The 19193-nt window shown below is 69.9% G+C and carries 19 protein-coding genes; 6 read left to right on the top strand and 13 right to left on the bottom strand.

The window, feature by feature from the left end; translation table 11 throughout:
* Positions 1-91 precede the first annotated feature (91 nt).
* From FHU39_RS12535 to FHU39_RS12525, 3 genes are all read left to right on the top strand, one after another.
* Positions 92-1375: a thymidine phosphorylase gene (locus FHU39_RS12535; RefSeq protein ID WP_183320685.1), complete on the top strand. Its 1284-nt coding sequence runs from the start codon at positions 92-94 to the stop codon at positions 1373-1375.
* Positions 1376-1470: 95 nt separating this feature from the next.
* Positions 1471-1827, top strand: coding sequence for a cupin domain-containing protein (locus tag FHU39_RS12530; RefSeq protein ID WP_183320684.1), 357 nt, complete (start codon positions 1471-1473; stop codon positions 1825-1827).
* Complete coding sequence (locus FHU39_RS12525) at positions 1820-2899, top strand: adenosine deaminase (protein ID WP_183320683.1); 1080 nt, start codon at positions 1820-1822, stop codon at positions 2897-2899. Before FHU39_RS12530 ends, FHU39_RS12525 begins: the two co-directional genes overlap by 8 nt.
* Positions 2900-2926: 27 nt before the next feature.
* Here the strand turns inward: FHU39_RS12525 and FHU39_RS12520 are convergent, their stop codons facing one another.
* Positions 2927-3775, bottom strand: coding sequence for an RDD family protein (locus FHU39_RS12520; RefSeq protein ID WP_183320682.1), 849 nt, complete (start codon positions 3773-3775; stop codon positions 2927-2929).
* Positions 3776-3800: 25 nt separating this feature from the next.
* Here FHU39_RS12520 and FHU39_RS12515 point away from each other — a divergent pair, with 25 nt between their 5' ends.
* Positions 3801-4796, top strand: a complete 996-nt coding sequence (locus tag FHU39_RS12515) for a stage II sporulation protein M (RefSeq protein WP_183320681.1) — start codon at positions 3801-3803, stop codon at positions 4794-4796.
* A 151-nt stretch (positions 4797-4947) separates the two neighbouring features.
* On the opposite strand, the gene FHU39_RS12510 is transcribed toward FHU39_RS12515, so the two are convergent.
* From FHU39_RS12510 to deoC, 9 genes are read right to left on the bottom strand one after another with little or no spacing between them, the layout of a single operon-like run.
* On the bottom strand, positions 4948-6243 hold the full coding sequence (locus tag FHU39_RS12510; RefSeq protein WP_183320680.1) for a DUF58 domain-containing protein: 1296 nt from the start codon (positions 6241-6243) through the stop codon (positions 4948-4950).
* Between the two features lie 10 nt (positions 6244-6253).
* The gene (locus FHU39_RS12505) at positions 6254-7237 is read right to left on the bottom strand and encodes an AAA family ATPase (protein ID WP_183320679.1); all 984 of its coding nucleotides are present in this window, start codon (positions 7235-7237) and stop codon (positions 6254-6256) included.
* Positions 7234-8340, bottom strand: a complete 1107-nt coding sequence (locus tag FHU39_RS12500) for a DUF4350 domain-containing protein (protein ID WP_183320678.1) — start codon at positions 8338-8340, stop codon at positions 7234-7236. The genes FHU39_RS12505 and FHU39_RS12500 overlap by 4 nt, the downstream gene beginning before the upstream one ends.
* Positions 8337-8972: a DUF4129 domain-containing protein gene (locus FHU39_RS12495; RefSeq protein ID WP_183320677.1), complete on the bottom strand. Its 636-nt coding sequence runs from the start codon at positions 8970-8972 to the stop codon at positions 8337-8339. The genes FHU39_RS12500 and FHU39_RS12495 overlap by 4 nt, the downstream gene beginning before the upstream one ends.
* Entirely contained in the window at positions 8962-10113 is a 1152-nt protein-coding gene (locus FHU39_RS12490; protein ID WP_183320676.1) for a DUF7847 domain-containing protein, read from the bottom strand. The genes FHU39_RS12495 and FHU39_RS12490 overlap by 11 nt, the downstream gene beginning before the upstream one ends.
* Positions 10082-10735 carry a uridine kinase family protein gene (locus FHU39_RS12485; RefSeq protein WP_183320675.1) on the bottom strand — a complete coding sequence of 218 codons (654 nt, stop codon included), beginning with the start codon at positions 10733-10735 and terminating at the stop codon, positions 10082-10084. The genes FHU39_RS12490 and FHU39_RS12485 overlap by 32 nt, the downstream gene beginning before the upstream one ends.
* Positions 10736-10778: 43 nt before the next feature.
* Positions 10779-11663 (bottom strand): aldehyde dehydrogenase family protein, encoded by an 885-nt coding sequence (locus FHU39_RS12480; RefSeq protein WP_183320674.1) that lies wholly within the window; start codon positions 11661-11663, stop codon positions 10779-10781.
* On the bottom strand, positions 11663-13138 hold the full coding sequence (locus FHU39_RS12475) for an aldehyde dehydrogenase family protein (RefSeq protein WP_183320673.1): 1476 nt from the start codon (positions 13136-13138) through the stop codon (positions 11663-11665). Before FHU39_RS12475 ends, FHU39_RS12480 begins: the two co-directional genes overlap by 1 nt.
* Positions 13139-13153: 15 nt before the next feature.
* On the bottom strand, positions 13154-14101 hold the full coding sequence (gene deoC / locus FHU39_RS12470) for a deoxyribose-phosphate aldolase (protein WP_183321040.1): 948 nt from the start codon (positions 14099-14101) through the stop codon (positions 13154-13156).
* 54 nt (positions 14102-14155) lie between these two features.
* On the opposite strand from deoC, the gene FHU39_RS12465 reads away from it, so the two are divergent.
* Positions 14156-14821 (top strand): hypothetical protein, encoded by a 666-nt coding sequence (locus tag FHU39_RS12465; protein WP_183320672.1) that lies wholly within the window; start codon positions 14156-14158, stop codon positions 14819-14821.
* A gap of 130 nt (positions 14822-14951) precedes the next feature.
* Here FHU39_RS12465 and FHU39_RS12460 read toward each other — a convergent pair whose 3' ends face one another.
* Both FHU39_RS12460 and FHU39_RS12455 read right to left on the bottom strand, forming a co-directional pair.
* On the bottom strand, positions 14952-16586 hold the full coding sequence (locus tag FHU39_RS12460; RefSeq protein WP_183320671.1) for a phosphohexomutase domain-containing protein: 1635 nt from the start codon (positions 16584-16586) through the stop codon (positions 14952-14954).
* Positions 16583-17431: a purine-nucleoside phosphorylase gene (locus tag FHU39_RS12455; RefSeq protein ID WP_343065850.1), complete on the bottom strand. Its 849-nt coding sequence runs from the start codon at positions 17429-17431 to the stop codon at positions 16583-16585. Before FHU39_RS12455 ends, FHU39_RS12460 begins: the two co-directional genes overlap by 4 nt.
* Positions 17432-17527: 96 nt before the next feature.
* Here FHU39_RS12455 and FHU39_RS12450 point away from each other — a divergent pair, with 96 nt between their 5' ends.
* The gene (locus FHU39_RS12450) at positions 17528-18931 is read left to right on the top strand and encodes an NAD(P)H-quinone dehydrogenase (RefSeq protein WP_183320669.1); all 1404 of its coding nucleotides are present in this window, start codon (positions 17528-17530) and stop codon (positions 18929-18931) included.
* Positions 18932-18945: 14 nt separating this feature from the next.
* Here FHU39_RS12450 and FHU39_RS12445 read toward each other — a convergent pair whose 3' ends face one another.
* Positions 18946-19182 carry a hypothetical protein gene (locus tag FHU39_RS12445; protein WP_183320668.1) on the bottom strand — a complete coding sequence of 79 codons (237 nt, stop codon included), beginning with the start codon at positions 19180-19182 and terminating at the stop codon, positions 18946-18948.
* Positions 19183-19193: the final 11 nt, after the last annotated feature.

Genomic DNA, 19193 nt, shown 5'->3' with positions numbered 1-19193 from the left:
CTGTAGGTGTGGGGTGTGGGTGGTGTGGCCACCGGAGCAATGACGCACCTACCGCACCGAAGGTTCCATCATCTCTGGGAGAATCCGGGACATGAGCGAGAGTTTCGACGCGGTCGACATCATTGCCACCAAACGGGACAGGAAGGCCCTCGACAAGGCACAGATCGACTGGGTGATCGACGCCTACACCCGCGGCGTCGTCGCCGACGAACAGATGTCGGCGCTCGCGATGGCGATCTTCCTCAACGGGATGGGCCGGGAGGAGATCGCACACTGGACCGCGGCGATGATCGCCTCGGGCGAGCGGATGGACTTCGGCTCCCTGGCGCGGCCGACCGCCGACAAGCACTCGACCGGGGGAGTGGGTGACAAGATCACCTTGCCGCTCGCCCCGCTCGTGGCCGTGTATGGCGTGGCGGTTCCCCAGCTGTCCGGTCGCGGGCTGGGACACACCGGCGGCACGCTCGACAAACTCGAGTCGATCCCCGGCTGGCAGGCCGCCCTCTCCAACGAGGCCATGCTGCGGCAGCTGGACGAGATCGGTGCGGTGATCTGCGCGGCCGGGGCCGGGCTGGCACCGGCGGACAAGAAGCTCTACGCCCTGCGCGACGTGACCAGCACCGTCGAGGCGATCCCGCTGATCGCCAGCTCGATCATGAGTAAGAAGATCGCGGAGGGCACCGGGTCGCTGGTGCTCGACGTCAAGGTGGGCAGCGGCGCCTTCATGAAGACCGTCGAGCAGGCACGAGAGCTGGCGCGGACGATGGTCGACCTCGGCACCGATGCAGGGGTGCGGACCGTTGCGCTGCTCACCGACATGGCCACCCCGCTCGGGTTGACCGCGGGCAACGCACTGGAGGTGAAGGAGTCGGTGGACGTGCTGGCCGGCGGCGGTCCGGCCGACGTCGTCGAGCTGACCGTGGCGCTGGCCCGGGAGATGCTCGCGGCGGCCGGCAAACCGGATATCGACCCGGCGGAGGCGTTGCGCGACGGCCGGGCGATGGACGTCTGGCGCTCGATGATCTACGCGCAGGGCGGCGACCCGGACGCCACGCTCCCGGTCGCGACCGACACCGAGGTGGTCACCGCGGACGCGGACGGTGTGCTGCAGCGGCTGGACGCGCTGGCCGTCGGCGTCGCCGCGTGGCGGCTCGGTGCCGGACGCGCCCGCAAGGAGGACCCGGTGCAAGCGGGGGCCGGGGTCGTCATACACGCCAAGCCCGGTGACCGGGTGACGTCGGGGCAACCACTGCTGACCCTGCACACGGACACACCGGACCGGTTCGAGAGGGCGAAGGAGGCGTTGCGCGGTGCCTGGTCGATCGCCGAATCAGCACCCGACACAGTGCCTTTGGTGATCGATCGGGTGTCCTGAGGCGCGGGTCCGGCGCATCGAGACGGCCGAGCCCGTCGAGGTCACCTGGTGTGGCTTCGACGGGCTCAGCCGCCTCAGGTCACTAGAGTGTCGGGATGGTTGAACTGTATTCGGAGCCGTCCAGGATCCCGGTGCCTGGCAACAAGATCATCAATGAGTACATCGGTGTCGTCAGCACCGGGGAGAGCCGCCTCAGCGTGGCACGGATGATGGCGCCGTCGGGGTGGTCCGAGCCGTTCCAGACGCCCGAGTTCGACGAGTTCACGATCGTGCTCAGCGGGGCGGTCACGGTCGACTACGACGACGGCAAGAGCATCACCGCGCACTGCGGAGAGTCAGTGAAAGTCGTTGCCGGAGAACGCATCCGGTACTCGACCGGCGAGGACGGGGCCGAATACATCGCGGTCTGCCTGCCCGCCTTCACCCCGGAGACCGTGCACCGCGATGAGTGAGGACGTCCGCACCGAGATCAGGCAACTACCCAAGGCCCTGCTGCACGACCACCTCGACGGTGGCTTGCGCCCCGCCACGATCGTCGAGCTGGCCGAAGCCGGCGGCTACGACGGGCTGCCGACCACGGACGCCGCGAAGCTGGGCCAGTGGTTCCGTGACGCCGCGGACTCCGGGTCGTTGGAGCGTTATCTGGAGACCTTCGACCACTCGGTGGCGGTGATGCAGACGCAGGAACAGCTGCGCCGCGTCGCCTCCGAGTGCGCCCAGGACCTCGCGGCGGACGGCGTCGTCTACGCGGAGGTGCGCTACGCGCCGGAGCAGCACCTGCAGGCCGGGCTGACGCTGGAGCAGGTGGTCGAGGCGGTCAACGCGGGCTTCCGTGCTGGTGAGCAGGCGAGCGGCGACCGCATCGTCGTGCGGGCGCTGCTCACCGCGATGCGGCACGCGGCCAAGTCGACCGAGATCGCCCAACTGGCAGTGCGTTACCGGAACGAAGGCGTCGCCGGATTCGACATCGCCGGGGCCGAGGCCGGCTTCCCGCCCACCCGGCACCTGGACGCGTTCGAATACCTGCAACGGGAGAACGCCCACTTCACCATCCACGCCGGCGAGGCGTTCGGGTTGCCGAGCATCTGGGAGGCCATCCAGTGGTGCGGCGCCGAGCGGCTCGGACACGGGGTCCGGATCGTCGACGACATCACCGACATCGGCACGCGGGCGGAGAAGCTGGGGCTGCTGGCGGCATACGTCCGAGACCGGCGCATCCCGCTGGAGATGTGCCCGTCCTCCAATCTGCAGACGGGAGCGGCGGATTCGATCGCCACGCACCCGATCACGCACTTGAAGGACCTGCGGTTCCGGATCACCGTCAACACCGACAACCGACTGATGAGCGGCACGTCGATGTCGCGGGAGATGCAGTTGCTGGTCGACGAGGCCGGCTGGACCGTCGAAGACCTGCGGTGGGTGACGATCAACGCGATCAAGTCGGCGTTCCTGCCGTTCGACGAGCGCCTCGCGATCATCGAGGACATCATCAAACCGGGGTATGACGCCGCCATGGCCGGATAAGTGACGACGGTAGCGGGAGTCTCGCCGTTACCAGGGGCGGCGGAGCGGGTCCGGCGGGAGCAGGCGCGACCGGGTCAGCTGCTCGCGCTGCAACCGGACCATCTCCCGGTCGCTGCGCGCCGTCAGGACGGCCGACAGCACGTCCTCGGGGTGCGCGGGCGGTGGCGGTGGCGCGACCAGCGGCATCACCTGGCGCATCAGGTTGTCGGTCAGCGCGGCCCGTGCGGCCGGGGTCAGTGCCGCCCGCCGGACGAGGAACTGCCGGATCGCCAGGGCCAGCCCGTCCGGCAGCGGCGCGAGGTCGGCACGGATCGCCCAGTCACGCAGGTACGGCGGGGCCGGTGGCGGCGGCACCAGCTTCATCCCGGTCTGCTCGCGCACGACATACGTCCCGGCGGCGAAGTCGCCCAACCGTTTGCCCCGCGGGTTGGCGGCCGCCGAGATGACCGCCGGAACCCCGCTGGTGACAGGTAGTTCGATCACCCCGACCAGGCCGCGCACGAAGGCGTGCCGGAAGACGATCGGCCCGCCGTCGTCGCGCACCACGCGCAGCTTCATGATCAGCTTGCCCAGCGACCGGCCGCGGCTGAGGGTCTCGACGGTCACCGGCACGATCAGCAGGCAGAGCACGATGATGACCAGGGTGAGCGTGCTGTAGGTGGCGTCGCTGCTGTCGCCGGACGTTAACGTCACCAACAGGATCAACCCGATGAGGACCAGGTAGTAGATCGCCCAGTCGATCAGCGCCGCGACGAGGCGGCTGGGCAGGCTCGCGGCCGGTATGTCGATCAGCACCGCCTCGCCGGTGACCATCAGGTCGTCGGCGCCACCGCGCAGCGGACGCGCGGGTCGCGTGTCTGCGGCTTCGGTGGACATGGGCTTCAGCCTATAGTTGCTGGGCGTGGACCTCGATGCGTTCGTCTCGGCGCACTACGGCGAATGGGAGCACCTGCGTGCCCTCAGCAGCCGGCGCACGTTGAGCGGTGCCGGGGCCGACGAACTGCTGGACCTCTACCAGCGGGCGGCGACGCACCTGTCGCTGCTGCGATCCGCCGCGCCGGACCCGGCAGTGCTGCAGTATCTGTCGACGGTGCTCGCGAAGGCGCGCACGGCGTCCCTGCGCCGGCGCACCCTTTCCTGGTCGCGGGTCGCCGACTTCGTGGTGCGTGACCTCCCGGCCGTGCTCTACCGGACCCGCTGGTGGTGGATCGGCACGGCACTCGTCAACGTCGTCGTCGCCGTGCTGCTCGGGACCTGGGTGGCGCGAAACCCATCGGTGCAGACGTCGTTCATCTCACCGGCGGCCGCCCAGCAACTGGTCAATCACGACTTCAGCAACTACTACTCGCAGTACGGCGGCGCGGATTTCGCGACCCACGTCTGGACCAACAACGTGTGGGTGGCTGCCCTGTGCATCGCGTTCGGGGTGCTGGGCTTCCCGATCGCCTACGTGCTGTGGAACAACGTCGTCAACGTCGGCGTCCAGGGTGGCATCATGGTGGCGTACGGGCACGGCAGCGAGTTCTTCGGGTTGATCCTGCCGCACGGGATCCTCGAGTTGACAGCCGTTTTCGTCGCCGCCGGAAGTGGGCTGCGGCTCTTCTGGTCGTGGGTCGAGCCGGGTGCGCGGACCCGGGCCGACGCGATGGCGCACGAGGGCCGGTCGATGGTCGTCGTGGTGCTCGGGCTGATCGGGGTGCTGCTCGTGAGCGGCGCCATCGAGGCCTTCGTGACCCCGTCCGGGCTGCCGACCTTCGCCCGGGTCGGCATCGGCGTGCTTGCCGAGCTCGCTTTCCTGGCCTACGTGTTCGTGCTCGGCCGGCGTGCCGTGCGTGAGGGCTTCACCGGTGACGTGGTGGCGGAGGACCGGAGCGCCACCCGCCCCACCGCCGCCTGACCTGCCCCGACGCGGCCTGTGACCCGCCCCGTCCCGCAACCACTTGCCGAGAGGCTCACCAACGATCGACAGGCTCAGTTGCCTGGGGGTTTTCGGGCGGTTTTCGGGGCGGAGTTGTGAGCCTGTCGGTGCTATGTGGGCCTTTCGGTAATCAGAGGAGGCCGCGGGACTTCAGCAGCAGATAGTGGTCCACCAGCGCCACCGGGAGGGTGTCCGGTTCCTCGTCGAGGACGGTCACGCCGAGGCGTTCGAGCGCCGTCCGGGTGTCGGACCGCAGCAGTTCGGTGCGTTCGGCGGCGCTGGCGTCATACACCTCGGCGGCGGAGCCGCGCTCGGCCGCCATTCGTCGTACCTCCGGGTCGGCGACCGATGCCAGCACCACTCGGTGGCGGGCGGCGACCGTCGCGAGCACCGGCAGCAACCCCTCCTGGATCGCGGCGGGTTCGAGCGGCGTGATGAGTACGAGCAGCGACCGTCGCTTCGGGATGGTGCCTTCCGCGCCGATAAGGGCGCGCCAGTTCGCTTCGACCAGAGTGGGTTCCAGCGGTGCCATGGCGTTGATGACGGTGTGCATGAGCTCCGCACGGTCGGTCACCCCCGAGACGCGTGCCCGGATCCGGCGGTCGCCGGCCAGGAAGTCGACCCGGTCGCCTGCGCGCGACGCCAATGCGGTCAGCAGCAGCGAGGCGTCCATGCCCGCGTCGAGCCGCGTGCTGTCGCCGATGCGGCCGGCCGAGGTCCGGGAGGTGTCGAGCAGGATCACGATGTGCCGGTCCCGCTCCGGCTGCCAGGTCCGCACGACCGGGCGCTGCCTGCGTGCCGTGGCCCGCCAATCGATGCTCCTGACGTCATCACCGTCGACGTAATCGCGCAGCGAGTCGAATTCGGTGCCCTGGCCACGGATCCGCACCGCGGAGCGACCGTCGAGCTGCCGCAGCTGCGCCAACCGGCTCGGTAGGTGCCGCCGCGAGGGGAAGCTCGGCAACGCACGCACGGCGCCGGGCACCTCGACGGACCTCTGCCGCAACGCCAGACCCAGCGGGCCTGCGGTGCGCACGGTCAACAGGTCGGCGCGTCGGTCGCCGCGCCGCGAGGGCGTGAGCTCCACGACGTGCCGCAGTTGCTCACCCGGGCGCAGGTGTATGGCGGTGCGGACGTCGCGGGCGCCGGCGGACGGCTGCCAGGCGTCACGCACGGCGCCGCGGACCGTCCTCGTGCCGGTGTTGCGCAGGGTCAGGGTGCTGCTCGAAGTCTCTCCCAGGCGCACCGGCCGAACCGAGGAACGCTGCGCCGCAACCGAACTCGTCGCGGGTGCCAACCAGAGGTCGATACCCACGAGCAGCGCCACGACCAGCAGCCACCAGAGGACCGTGCTGACCGCAGGATGCACCAGCACCACGAGGATGCCGAGTGCGGTGAGCAGCGCCGTGCGCCCTGTTATCGCCATACGCGCGTCCTCATCGGGGAACCGGCACCGCGCCGATCGCCGAGTCGAGCACCGCGGCAGCGCTGACACCTTCGAGCTCGGCCTCGGGGCGCAGCTGCAACCGGTGCGCGAGGGTCGAACGGGCCATCGCCTTGACGTCGTCGGGTGTCACGAAGTCACGACCCGACAACCACGCCCACGCGCGGCTGGTCGCGAGCAGTGCGGTGGTCGCCCGGGGACTCGCGCCGAGCGACAGCGACGGCGAACTCCGCGTCGCACGTGCCAGGTCCACGATGTATGCCGCGACGTCAGCGCGCACCTGTACTTGACGGACCGCGGCGGCGCCGGCGGCCAGGTCCGAGGGCCCGGCAACAGCCCGAATGCCTGCCGTGGCCAGGTCTTTCGGGTCGAAGTCCGCGGCATGCCGCCGCAGCATCTCCAGCTCGACGGCGCGTTCGGGAAGCGGCATCGAGACCTTCATCAGGAAGCGGTCCAGCTGTGCCTCCGGCAGCGGATAGGTCCCCTCGTACTCCACCGGGTTCTGGGTGGCGGCAACCATGAACGGCGTCGGCAGTTGCCGTGCCGCACCGTCGACCGACACCTGGCGCTCCTCCATCGCCTCGAGCAGCGCGGACTGGGTCTTCGGCGGAGTGCGGTTGATCTCGTCGGCGAGCAACAGGTTGGTGAAGACCGGGCCGGGCCGGAAAGTGAATTCCGAGGTCCCCGAGTCGAATACGAGTGATCCGGTGATGTCGCCCGGCATCAGGTCGGGTGTGAACTGCACCCGTTTGGTGTCGATCGAGAGCGCGGCGGCGAGCGACCGCACCAGGAGTGTCTTGGCGACTCCCGGCACACCTTCGAGCAGCACATGACCGCGAGCGAGCAGGGCGATGACCAGCGCGGACACGGCCGCGTCCTGACTGACCACGGCCTTGGCCACTTCGCCACGCACCGCGCCGAGGGCGTCGCGTGCACGTTGCGCCGCCTCCACCTGCTGCGGGGAGAGCGATGTCATCGTCGTACCTGCCTTTCCAACTGTTGCAAGTCCTGTGCCAGTGCGGTCATCGTCGCCTCGTCGGGCGGGTCGGCCCCGTAGAGCAGTTCACCCGTACGGCGTGGATCGGTGCCCGCCGCCTGCGCGGTGCGTGCCACGAGTGTCTCGGGCCGGCCGTTCGGCGACAGGCCCAGGTAACGGGCCAGTCTGCCGCGCGTCGCGAGCCGGAGCACGGATGCGGCGCGTGTGGTGTCGCGTGCCTTGCGGTAGAGCTGTCCGCGGCTGCGGGTGGTTTCGTCGGCCGGTACCACCACCTGCAGGGGCTCGACCACGAGGTGACCGAAACGCCTTCCGCGCCATACCATCACGACGAGCACGACGGCCGCGGCCAGCCAGACCGCGGGATGGAACCAGGTGGGCCACTTCGGGCCCTGGGCCGCCGGGTTGTCCGCGGTCGCGATCGTCGGAGCGAACCACACCAGCCGGTCCGTGGAGCCCAGCGTGCGCAGGGCGATCGCCGCGTTGTCGTCATCGATCACGGTCTTGTTGGTGAGCGCTGCGCGGCTGCCGAGCACCACGGTCTCGGGGGCCCGCCCCTGGGCGGGCAGCACCGCGACGGCACCGTGTCCGCCCTCGCCGAAACAGGTCCTGCCGTGAGCACTGACGGCGTAGTCGATGTCCGCGTAGCTGAGCCGCAAGCTGGTCAGCCACTCGATGTTGCACGCTGAATCCGGTGTGTCCTCAAGGGGTTCGATGTCGGTCACCGGCAGCCGGAGCGCCTGCACGGTCGTGGGGTCCGCGTCGACGATCACCAGCCGGCGTGCCTGTTCGGCTGCGGCCATGGTGGCCGCCAGGGACGCCTTGGACAGCAGCTGTGGACGGGTCAGCACCACCGTCGCACCGCGGACGTCGGCGTCACGCAGGCCCGTGACCCGGCGGACGATCGTGACGTCCACGCCGTGTTGGCCGAGGACCTGGGCCACGGCGCGGGTGCCGTCGGACTTGGCGGACGCAGGGTCGAGCGGCTCGTCGGAGGTGCGCGGGCTGAGCAAGACCGCTCCGACCAGGATCGCCAACAGCGCCGCAACGATCAGCGCGACGGTGAGCCGGCCACGGGTGATCATGCGGTGGCCTGTGGATGCAGCGGTCGGGCGTGCTCGACCGCTTGGTCCAGCGACCGGATCTGCTCGACATCCTGCGACGTGGCGTTCACACCGCCGTACCGGATGGCATCGAAGTGGCTTGCGGCAGCACGCAACCCGTCCGCCTGTGCAGGGAAGTACGGCGCGAGCTCCGCGCCCACCTCGTGTGCGGTGCGCCCCGGTTGCGGGACGAGCAGCGCGCGCTCCTCGGCGCGGCGTGCGACGGCACGGAAGAAGTCGACGAAGGCGGCGGAAGGTGCACCGTCGGCCGCCGCCTGGGCAGCTCGGCGGCGCAACTGATCGGCGGTGAGGTCGACATCGGTGAGCACTCCATCGTGCTCGGTCGGCGCGCCGGCACTCCGGCTGCCGCGCAGCCGGGTGAGCGCGAGGATCACCAGGCCGACGACCACCACCAGCAGCGGGATCAGCACGTAGACGGGCAGCGCGCTGCCGACGCCGTGCACCAGGTCCTGCAGACGGTCCATGGCCCAATCCCACAGTCGCTGCAGCAGACTGCGCTGGTCGGCATACGCGGGTTTGGCGAGCTCGCGTGTCAACCAGCCGTGTGCGGTCCCACCGGTCGGTGTCAGCGGCGGCGACCCGTCACCTGGCACCGCCACCGTCCTTGCCGGCAGCGGCCATCAGGGTGACGTCCAGGGCCTCCTTACGGATGCGCTGGTCCAGGTAGAGCAGCGCCGTGACGCCTGCCGTGAACGGCGCCGTCAGCGCTGACACGACGACCGAGATGAGTTGCACGAGCAACACGGCCCAGACACCCGGCGTGCCGGAGTCGCCTGCGCTCGCGGCGAGGATGACCACTCCGGGCAACTGGACGATGTTGCTGATCGTTCCGACGATGATCTGTGCGAGCACCGAGATGCCGAAGATACGCCACCACTGGCCACGACTCAGGGCCCAGGAACGCTTCAGCGCTGTGATCGGCCCGACACGCTCCAGCACGACGGCCGGTGCCGCCAGGGAGACCTTGATGGCCACCCAGATCACCCCGACCAGCGTCCCCAGTCCGAGCAGGACGCCGACGATGGCGGCCGCCGCCGCACTCGCCGACAGCGCGAGGACCACGATGATGCCGACGACGATGCCCACGGCGACGACAAGTGCGAGGGCGACCAGCAGCGTCATACCGAGCAATGGCAGCAGTCGCCCGCGCACCTTGTGCCAGGTCTCGCCGATGGAGATGCGCCGGCCCAGCACGGCCTCTGCGACCACGGCGGTCAGCATGCCGGCCAGGAACACCCCGGCGATCACGGTGTAGATCGCGGTCACGCTGGAGCTCAGCTGGGTGCCGAGATTGACCGTGGTGCCCGAGTCGTCCGTGGTGGTCAGATCGGCGTTCGCCAGGGCGAACGTGGTGAGCACGGCCGGCACTGCGACGATGAGCGCCACCAGGGCCGACAGGCCGAGGGTCGCGCCCGGGTTGCCGCGGATGGTGGCGAAGGTGCCGCTGAAGATGTCGCCCAGATTGAGCGGCCGCAGAGGTATGACGCCGGGCTTCGGCGCGAAGTTGAACTGCGGGGGCGGCGGATAGCCACCGGGTGCGCCGTACTGGCCGTAGTGCGGTGGCGCGCCGTACTGGCCGTAGTGCGGTGGCGCGCCGTACTGGCCGTACTGCGGTGGTGCGCCGTACTGGCCGTACTGCGGCGGTGCTTGCCCGCCATACTGCGGAGGAGGTGGCTGCGACCCCTGCTCGCTGCCGGGCGAGTCACCCCCAGGGCTCGTCCATCCGTTGCTCATGCATCGACCCTAGATGATCGGCGCGCAGCTGACGGTCCAGCACCTTCGGCCGGATCGGCTCGGCGCCGAGCCGCCGCTGGTCCGCGACGATCTGCGGTTCGGCGGCTGCGAGCCGCAGCCCGCGCCGGATCAGCACGAGCGGCGGTTTGCGCCGCTCCGACAGGTCACGCACCAGCCGGCGGGCGAAGGTCACCCATCGGTTGTGGTGCACGCAGTAGGCGCCGGCGAGCAGGCCGCGCTCCCGCAACGGTCCGATGACGTATGGCGCGAAGATCCCCTCTGCGATGACGGTGTCCGCGCCGCCGAGCCGGACCTGTTGGGTGCCGGTGGCCGCCGACGCAGCGATGTCGTAGACCGGCGCGACGAGCTCCCCGGTCCGGCACAGCTGCTCCAGCGCATCCACCGCGTCGTCGCAGCGCCAGGACCGCACATCGTCCCAGTCGGCGATCCCGAGGGAGGACATCGGCAGCGACGGATCGTCGGCGTCCTTGTAGTAGTCGTCCAACCGCACGATGGGCCAACGGTGTTCGCGCGACAGGTGCGCCGACCAGCGCGACTTGCCCGACCCGCTGGGGCCGCCGAGGACGAGGACGCGTGCGTGGGGAGATGACTCGTCCGTCACGACGCCATCACCGCTGCCCGCTCGGTGAGGTGGGGTCGGTCACTCAGAGACCCTTGGGGTGCCAGACCGTCTTGGTCTCCAGGAAGGCCCGCATCCGTGAAAGATCAGGTGTCTCGAGCCAGTCCGGCTCGATCGCCTCGGCGCCGGAGCCCGCGGGACGCACCACCCGCTTGACCGTGTCGGCGGCGGAGCGCTCCAGGTCCCCCCAGGGGATCTCGGTCGCGCCGGCCAGGTCGAGCGCGTTGACGTCGTGATGCGACGCCAGCCACGGGGCGAGCTCGCCGGTGCGGCCGGTGATGATGTTGACGACGCCGCCGGGCACGTCCGAGGTCGCCAGCACCTCGCCGAGCGAGATCGCCGGCAGCGGCCGGTCCTCGCTCGCGATGACGACGACCGTGTTGCCCGACACGATCGCGGGTGCGATCACCGACACCAACCCGAGCAGCGAACTGTCCTGTGGCGCAAGGACGCCCACGACGCCGGTCGGCTCCGGGGCGGAGATGTCGAAGTAGGGTCCGGCCACCGGGTTGAGGTTTCCCAGCACCTGCGCGAGCTTGTCCGGCCAGCCGGCATACCAGACCCACCGATCGATCGCGGCGTCGACGAGCCTGGTCGCCTGCGGCTTGGTCAGGCCCTCGCTCGCGGACACCTCGGCGATGAACTGCTCGCGCCGCCCCTCCAGCATCTCGCCGACGCGGTAGAGCACCTGGCCCCGGTTGTATGCCGTGGCACCCGACCAGCCCTTGACCGCCCCGCGCGCCGCCACGACCGCGTCACGCACGTCCTTGCGGGAACCCTGCGCCGCGTTGGCGAGGAACTTGGGGGAGCGGCCGGAGGACACGACCTCGTACGACCTGCCGGACTCCGACCGGGGGAACTTGCCGCCGATGTAGAGCTTGTAGGTCTTGCGCACCTCGAGGCGGGGCATCAGCGGGTTCCTTTCGCTGCGGGGGCGGCAAGTGGTGTGTCGTCCAGGTAGGCGGCCAGACCCTGCCGGCCACCCTCGCGGCCGTAGCCGCTCTCCTTGTAGCCGCCGAACGGTGAGGTCGGGTCGAAGCGGTTGAACGTGTTGGCCCACACGACACCGGCGCGCAGCCGGTCGGCGATCGCCAGGATGCGCGACCCCTTGTCGGTCCAGATGCCGGCCGACAACCCGTAGGGGGTGTTGTTGGCCTTGGCGACCGCCTCGTCCGGGGTGCGGAACGTCAGCACCGACAGCACCGGGCCGAAGATCTCCTCCTGGGCGATGCGGTGCGCCTGTGAGACTTGCGTGAAAACCGTTGGTGGGAACCAGTATCCGCGCTCCGGCAGCTGACACGGCGGGCTCCAGCGCTCAGCGCCCTCCGCCTCGCCGATGTCGACCAGTGCGTTGATGCGGGCCAGTTGCTCCGCGGAGTTGATGGCGCCGACGTCGGTGTTCTTGTCCATCGGGTCGCCGACGCGCAGGGTGCCCAGCCGCCGCTGCAGGCGGTGTATGACGTCGTCGGCGACCGGCTCCTGCACCAGCAACCGACTGCCGGCGCAGCACACGTGCCCCTGGTTGAAGAAGATGCCGTTGACGATGCCCTCGACGGCCTGGTCGATCGGCGCGTCGTCGAAGACGATGTTGGCGGCCTTGCCGCCGAGCTCGAGCGTCACCCGCTTGCGGGTGCCGGCGACCTCCCGGGCGATGGCCTTACCGACACCCGTCGACCCGGTGAAGGCGATCTTGTCGACGTCCGGGTGCTCGACCAGCGCCTGGCCGGTCGCGCCCGCGCCGGTGACGATGTTGACGACGCCCGGTGGCAGGTCGGCCTGCTGGCAGACGTCCGCGAAGAGCAGCGCGGTCAGCGGGGTCGTCTCGGCGGGCTTGAGCACGACGGTGTTACCCGTCGCCAGGGCCGGCGCGATCTTCCACGCCAGCATCAGCAGCGGGAAGTTCCAGGGGATGACCTGGCCCACCACACCGAGCGAGCGCGGAGCGGGACCGAGCCCGGCATACTCCAGCTTGTCCGCCCAGCCCGCGTGGTAGAAGAAGTGCGCCGCAGCGATCGGGATGTCGACGTCGCGAGACTCCTTGATCGGCTTGCCGTTGTCGAGCGTCTCCAGCACCGCGAACTCGCGGGCCCGCTCGGCGAGGATCCGCGCGATCCGGTAGAGGTACTTGCCGCGCTCGGCACCCGACAGGCGACTCCAGGTGCGGTCGTAGGCCCGCCGGGCCGCGCGCACCGCCTTGTCGACGTCGGCGGCGCTCGCCTCGGAGACGTCGGCGAGCTTCTCCTCGGTGGCCGGGTTGACGGTCTTGAAGGACTTGCCGTCGACCGGGTCGACGAAGTCGCCGCCGATGAACAGCCCGTATGACGAGGCGATGTCGACGACAGCACGCGACTCCGGTGCGGGCGCGTATTCGAATCTAGGTGTCATCACTGGTCTTTCAGGCTAATCGATGGTGATGTAGTCGGCGCCCGAGTAAGCCCCGGTGCGCAGCTTCTGGCGTTGCAGCAGCAGGTCGGTCAGCAGGCTGGAGGCTCCGAAACGGAACCACTGCGGGGTCAGCCAGTCGTCGCCGGCGATCTCACTGACCATCACCAGGTAACGCAGCGCGTCCTTGCTGGTCCGTATGCCGCCCGCCGGCTTCACCCCGATCGTCTCCTCGGTGAGTTCGCGCCAGTCGCGCACGGCTTCGAGCATCAGCAACGTGACCGGCATGGTGGCGGCCGGCTGGATCTTCCCGGTGGAGGTCTTGATGAAGTCGGCACCGGCCAGCATCGCCAGCCACGACGCCCGGCGGACGTTGTCGTAGGTCGCCAGCTCGCCGGTCTCCAGGATGACCTTCAGGTGCGCGTCCGGCTGGTCGCCGGGGCGGGCGCACGCCTCTTTGACGGCGGCGATCTGGTCGAAGACGAAGCGGTAGTCACCGGCGAGGAACGCACCGCGGTCGATCACCATGTCGATCTCGTCGGCCCCGGCCTTCACCGCGTCCTTGGTGTCGGCCAGCTTCACCGCCAGGCTGGCCCGACCCGACGGGAACGCCGTGGCGACGGCCGCCACGTGGATCCCGCTGTCGCCCAGGGCGTCCTTGGCGACGTGGACCATGTCGCCATACACACAGACCGCGGCGACCTGCGGTGTGCCGAGGTCGGAAGGATCGGGCAGCTGCGCCTTGGCGCACAGGCTGCGCACCTTGCCGGGGGTGTCGGCGCCTTCGAGGGTGGTCAGGTCGATCATCGAGATCGCGGTGTCGATCGCCCACGCCTTGCTGGTGGTCTTGATCGAGCGGGTCGCCAGCGCCGCTGCTCTGGCCTCGATGCCGACCTGGTCGACGCCGGGCAGTCCGTGCAGCCAGGTGCGCAGTGCCTTGTTGGTCAAAGACGCGACACCGAGCATGTCCCGGGCCCGCGACGTTGCAGATGATGGGCTCACCGGTGCAGCCTACCTGTCATGCCCTTCAATCTTCGCGGGCGCGATGGATCCGCGTCCGCCCCTCGCCGCACCTACCGGCAACCCGCAATGCTCGTGCCCGGAGTGGTCCTCTCGCTGATCTGCGTCGGCTTCATCATCCTGATCGCGGTCGAGAACGGATTCGACCACCCGCAGGAGTTCCTGTGGCCGATCGCGGGCCTGCTCGTGATCTGGATCATCTTCGTGCGCCCGTGCGTCCAACTCACCCAGGCCGGCGTCGTGATGCGCAACCTGGTGCGGGACGTCCGCTTCGGCTGGCCGGCGATCGACCTGATCGAACAGCGTTGGAACCTCAAGATCTTCGACGAGAACGGCAAGGGTTACGGCTCCTGGGCGATCACCTCGCAGCGGCCGAAGCGGGCGGCGCGGACCAGTGCGATCAAGTCGGGTCCGAGCCTGCTGCGGATGGGCCCCGGGCTCGGTCCGATCGACGAGAACAACCCCAACTCGGTGATGAAGGTGCGATCGGGTTCGGCCGCGGCCGTTGCCGGCGCCATTCGTGACGGGCAGCTGGACTACGCGTCCGCGACGGCGCGCGATGCGGCATACATCGCGAACGACGAGGTGGTCGCGGCGCCCGCCTGGCCCGCGATCATCGCGCTCCTCGCGGCGGTCGTGTGCGTGGTGGTGGCCGTCGCCGCCTGACCGCCCATGCGCCGAGAGGCTCACCAACGACCGACAGGCCCAGTAATACGCGCTCCGGGAGCGGTTCTGGACGGGGTTTACTGGGCCTGTCGGTCGGTTTGTGGGCCTGTCGGCTGAGGGGGTGGCGGGGTCAGGGGGTGGTGAGGCGCTCGAACTCCGCGCGTACGTCGGCCAGCCTGCCGCGCGCGACGTCGGGGTCGGCGTCGATCGTCTCCAGGTAGATCTTCAGCTTGGGCTCGGTGCCGCTCGGGCGCACGATGATCCGGGTGTCGTCCTCGAGGAAGTAGCGCAGACCCTCGGTGGGGGGCAGCGCCGCCGAGCCTTCCGCGAGATCATCAACCCGTGAAACAAGCTGTCCCGCAACGATTTCCGGTTGGTCGGCACGAAGGCGTGCCATGATGGCATCGATGATCGTCAGATCCTCGACCCGCACCGAGAAGCTGTCGGTGGCATAGGTGCCGTATGTCGCTGCCAGCTCTGCGAGCACGCCGTCGAGCGAGGAACCCTGCGCCTTGCGGTCGGCGGCGAACTCGGCGATGAGCAGCGCGGCGCTGATGCCGTCCTTGTCCCGCACGGCCGCCGGGTCGACGCAGTAGCCGAGGGCCTCCTCGTAGCCGTAGACGAGCCCGGGCACGCGGCTGATCCACTTGAAACCCGTCAGCGTCTCGGCGTGCGGCACCCCGTGGCGCCGGGCCGTCGCGGCCAGTAGCCGTGACGAGACGATCGAGTTGGCGAAGACCCCGCCGGGCGCCACCCCGCGCTCCAGCAGGTAGGCACCGATCAGTGCGCCGACCTCGTCCCCGCGCAGCATCTCCCAGCCGTGGGCTCGCGGCACCGCGACGGCGCAGCGGTCGGCGTCCGGGTCGTTCGCAATGACCAGGTCGGCGCCGCTGCGCTCGGCCAGCGCCAGGGCGTGATCGATGGCGCCCGGCTCCTCGGGGTTCGGGAAGCTCACCGTCGGGAACGCCGGATCCGGCTCCGCCTGGTCGGCCACCGACTCCGGGGCCGGGAAGCCCGCACGGTCGAAAGCCGCACGGAACACGGCGGATCCGACCCCGTGGAGCGCCGTGTGCACGATCTTGATGTCCCGCGGGCCGTCGGGCCGGATCACCCTGGTGACCGCGTCGAGGTAGTCGTCGACCACCTCGTCGGGCAGGGTCTCCCAGCCGTCGTCGGCCAGCTGCACGTCGGCGACGCGCGGGAACCTGCTGATGGCGGCACTGATCTCGGCGTCGGCGGGTGCCACGATCTGGCTCCCGTCGCCCAGGTAGACCTTGTAACCGTTGTCCTGCGGCGGGTTGTGGCTCGCGGTGACCATGACCCCGGCGTCCGCGCCGAGGTGCCGGATCATGAACGCCAGCACGGGTGTCGGCAGCGTGTGCGGCAGGATCATCGCCCGGCCACCCGCGCCGACCGCGACCGCCGCGGTGTCCCGCGCGAACACGTCCGAGTTGCGCCGGGCGTCATACCCGATGACGACCGTGATGTCGCGCTTGCCGAGCTTGTCCTGCAGGTATGCCGTCAGGCCCGCGGCCGCCCGGATCACGACCACGCGGTTCATGCGCGCCGGACCGGCGCCGAGGGCGCCGCGCAGCCCGGCGGTGCCGAACTCGAGCAGGCCCGAGAAACGGTCCTGGAGGTCCTCGAGCGCTGCTGCATCGCCGGATTCAGTTGCGGTGATGACGGATTCGAGCTCCGAGCGGGTCTGGTCGTCCGGGTCGTCGGTCAGCCAGGCCCGTGCCTCGCGGACAAGTTCGGCGCTCACGCCGACTTCTCCTGGGCGATGCGGCGGACGACCTCGGCCAGCAACGTGCCGCAGCGCTCGGCGGCGGCCTGTCCGGCGTCGATGACCTCCTGGTGGGACAGCGGCTGGTCGCTGATGCCCGCAGCGAGGTTGGTGACCAGGCTGACGCCGAGGATGTCCAGCCCGGCCTGTCGCGCGGCGATCGCCTCCAGGGCGGTCGACATACCCACCAGGTCGGCGCCCAGGACGCCGGCCATCTTCACCTCGGCGGGGGTTTCGTACTGCGGCCCGCGGAACTGGGCGTAGACACCCTCGTCGAGCGACGGATCCACCTCGTGCGCGATCTCCCGCAGCCGTGGCGTGTAGAGGTCGGTGACGTCGATGAAGTTCGCGCCCTCGACGGGGGAGTGCGCGGTGAGGTTGAGCTGGTCGCGGATCAGCACCGGCGTGCCCGCGCTCCAGGACGGGTTGAGCCCGCCGCAGCCGTTGGTGAGCACGATCGTGTGGCAGCCTGCTGCGGCCGCGGTCCGCACGCCGTGCACCACGGCGCGCACCCCCTTGCCCTCGTAGAAGTGCGTGCGCGTGCCGAAGACGAGGGCGCGAGATCCGGTGTCGCCGATGGCGATCGAGCGCATGGCGCTGGAGTGCCCGGCGACAGCGGCGGCGGCGAAACCGGGCACGTCCGCGTTGTCGATCGTCGTGCGTGTCTCGCCGATCCGGTCGGCGGTCTGTCCCCAGCCGGAGCCGAGTACCAGCGCGATGTCGTGCTGTGCGGCGCCGGTGCGCTCGGCGATGACTGCCGCCGCAGCCCGCGCGATCTCGAAGGGGTCGGTCGCCGGATCGGCGAGTGCAGTCGTTGAAGTCACGGGCGCCAGCGTATGACGTCCGCCGCCACGAGCGCACGGGATCGGTGGACCGGCGGATTGGGGGCTGCGCCCTGTGACATGGAATGATGCCACCTTGTGAATGGACGCCAGCAGCATGTCGTGATCATCGGTGGCGGTCCCGGCGGATACGAGTCCGCCCTGGTCGCCGCCCAACTGGGGGCCCAGGTCTCGGTGGTCGAGCAGACCGGCCTCGGCGGTGCTGCGGTGCTCACCGACTGCGTGCCGAGCAAGACGTTGATCGCGACCTCCGACTTCATGTCCCGCTTCGCCTCGGCGGGTCGGCTCGGTGTGGGGTTCGAGGGGACGCAGGACGACCAGCACGCCGAAGCGAACGCCATCCAGATCAACGACCGGATCCTGGATCTTGCCAAGGCCCAGAGCCGCGACATACGGGCCCAGCTGGAGCGGGTCGGCGTCCGGATCCTGGCCGGCCGGGGACACATCTCCGGCCCGGGAAAGGTGACCGCCGAGCTCGCCGACGGCGACACCGAGCAGCTGAACGCCGACGTCATCCTGCTGGCCGTCGGCTGCACGCCGCGGGTGATGCCGTCGGCTATGCCGGACGGCGAGCGGATCCTCACCTGGCAACAGATCTACGACCTGACCGAGCTGCCGGAGAAGCTGATCGTCGTCGGCTCGGGTGTGACCGGTGCCGAGCTGGCCCACGCGTTCCTCGGGCTGGGCAGCGACGTCACCCTCGTCTCCTCCCGTGACCGGGTGTTGCCCGGCGAGGACGCCGACGCGGCCACCGTCATCGAGCACGTCTTCCGCCGCCGCGGGATGAACGTGCTGGGCCGGTCCCGGATGAAGTCGGCCGCACGCGACGGCGACGAGGTGATCGTCACGCTCGAGGACGGGCGCGAGGTGCGCGGATCGCACGTGCTGCTGGCGGTCGGATCCGTGCCGCTGACCGCGGACATCGGTCTGGAGAACGCCGGCGTGGACACCAGCGATTCCGGCCACATCACGGTCGACCGGGTCTCCCGGACGTCGGCGCAGGGCGTCTACGCCGCCGGGGACTGCACCGGTGTGCTGCCGCTCGCCTCGGTCGCGGCCATGCAGGGGCGGATAGCCATGGCTCACGCACTCGGCGACGCCGTCGCCCCGCTGAACCTGCGCGGCGTGTGCGCCAACATCTTCACCGATCCCGAGATCGCCACGGTCGGCTATTCACAGGCGGATGTCGAGGCCGGCCGCGTCCAGGCGCGCACCGTCACCATGCCGCTGTCGACCAACCCGCGCGCCAAGATGCGCAACATCACCGACGGGTTCGTCAAGATCTTCAGCCACCCGGGCGGTGGCACGGTCATCGGCGGCGTCGTGGTGGCGCCCCAGGCGTCGGAGCTGATCTACCCGCTGGCCGTCGCGGTGCAGAACAGGCTGACGGTCGACCAGTTGGCCAGCACCTTCTCGGTCTACCCGTCGATGACGGGAACGATCGCCGAGGCGGCGCGCCGGCTGCACTCCCTGGAGGCGTGACCCGGCCCGGCTGATCAGCGCCCGGTGCCCTCCGGGTCGTCCGGCTCGTCGTCGCGCGGTGCGTAGGGGTCGACCTGATGGGGGAGCAGACCCGCTTCCTCCCAGCGCCGCATGCGGTACTCGTGCAGCTTCGGCCGCAGCGTGCGCACCACGTAGATCACGGCGGCGACCACCACGATCAGAACGACGAACTTCACCAGGGTTGCCACGGTCTGCGATCCGATCTGCGGGGTGCTCAGGTCTCCGTCCAATCTACGTGCCT

This window comes from Flexivirga oryzae (assembly GCF_014190805.1).
Taxonomy (GTDB): Bacteria; Actinomycetota; Actinomycetes; order Actinomycetales; family Dermatophilaceae; genus Flexivirga; species Flexivirga oryzae.
Note: the sequence above shows the minus strand (reverse complement) of the source record. Positions and strands in the feature narration are given on the sequence as shown.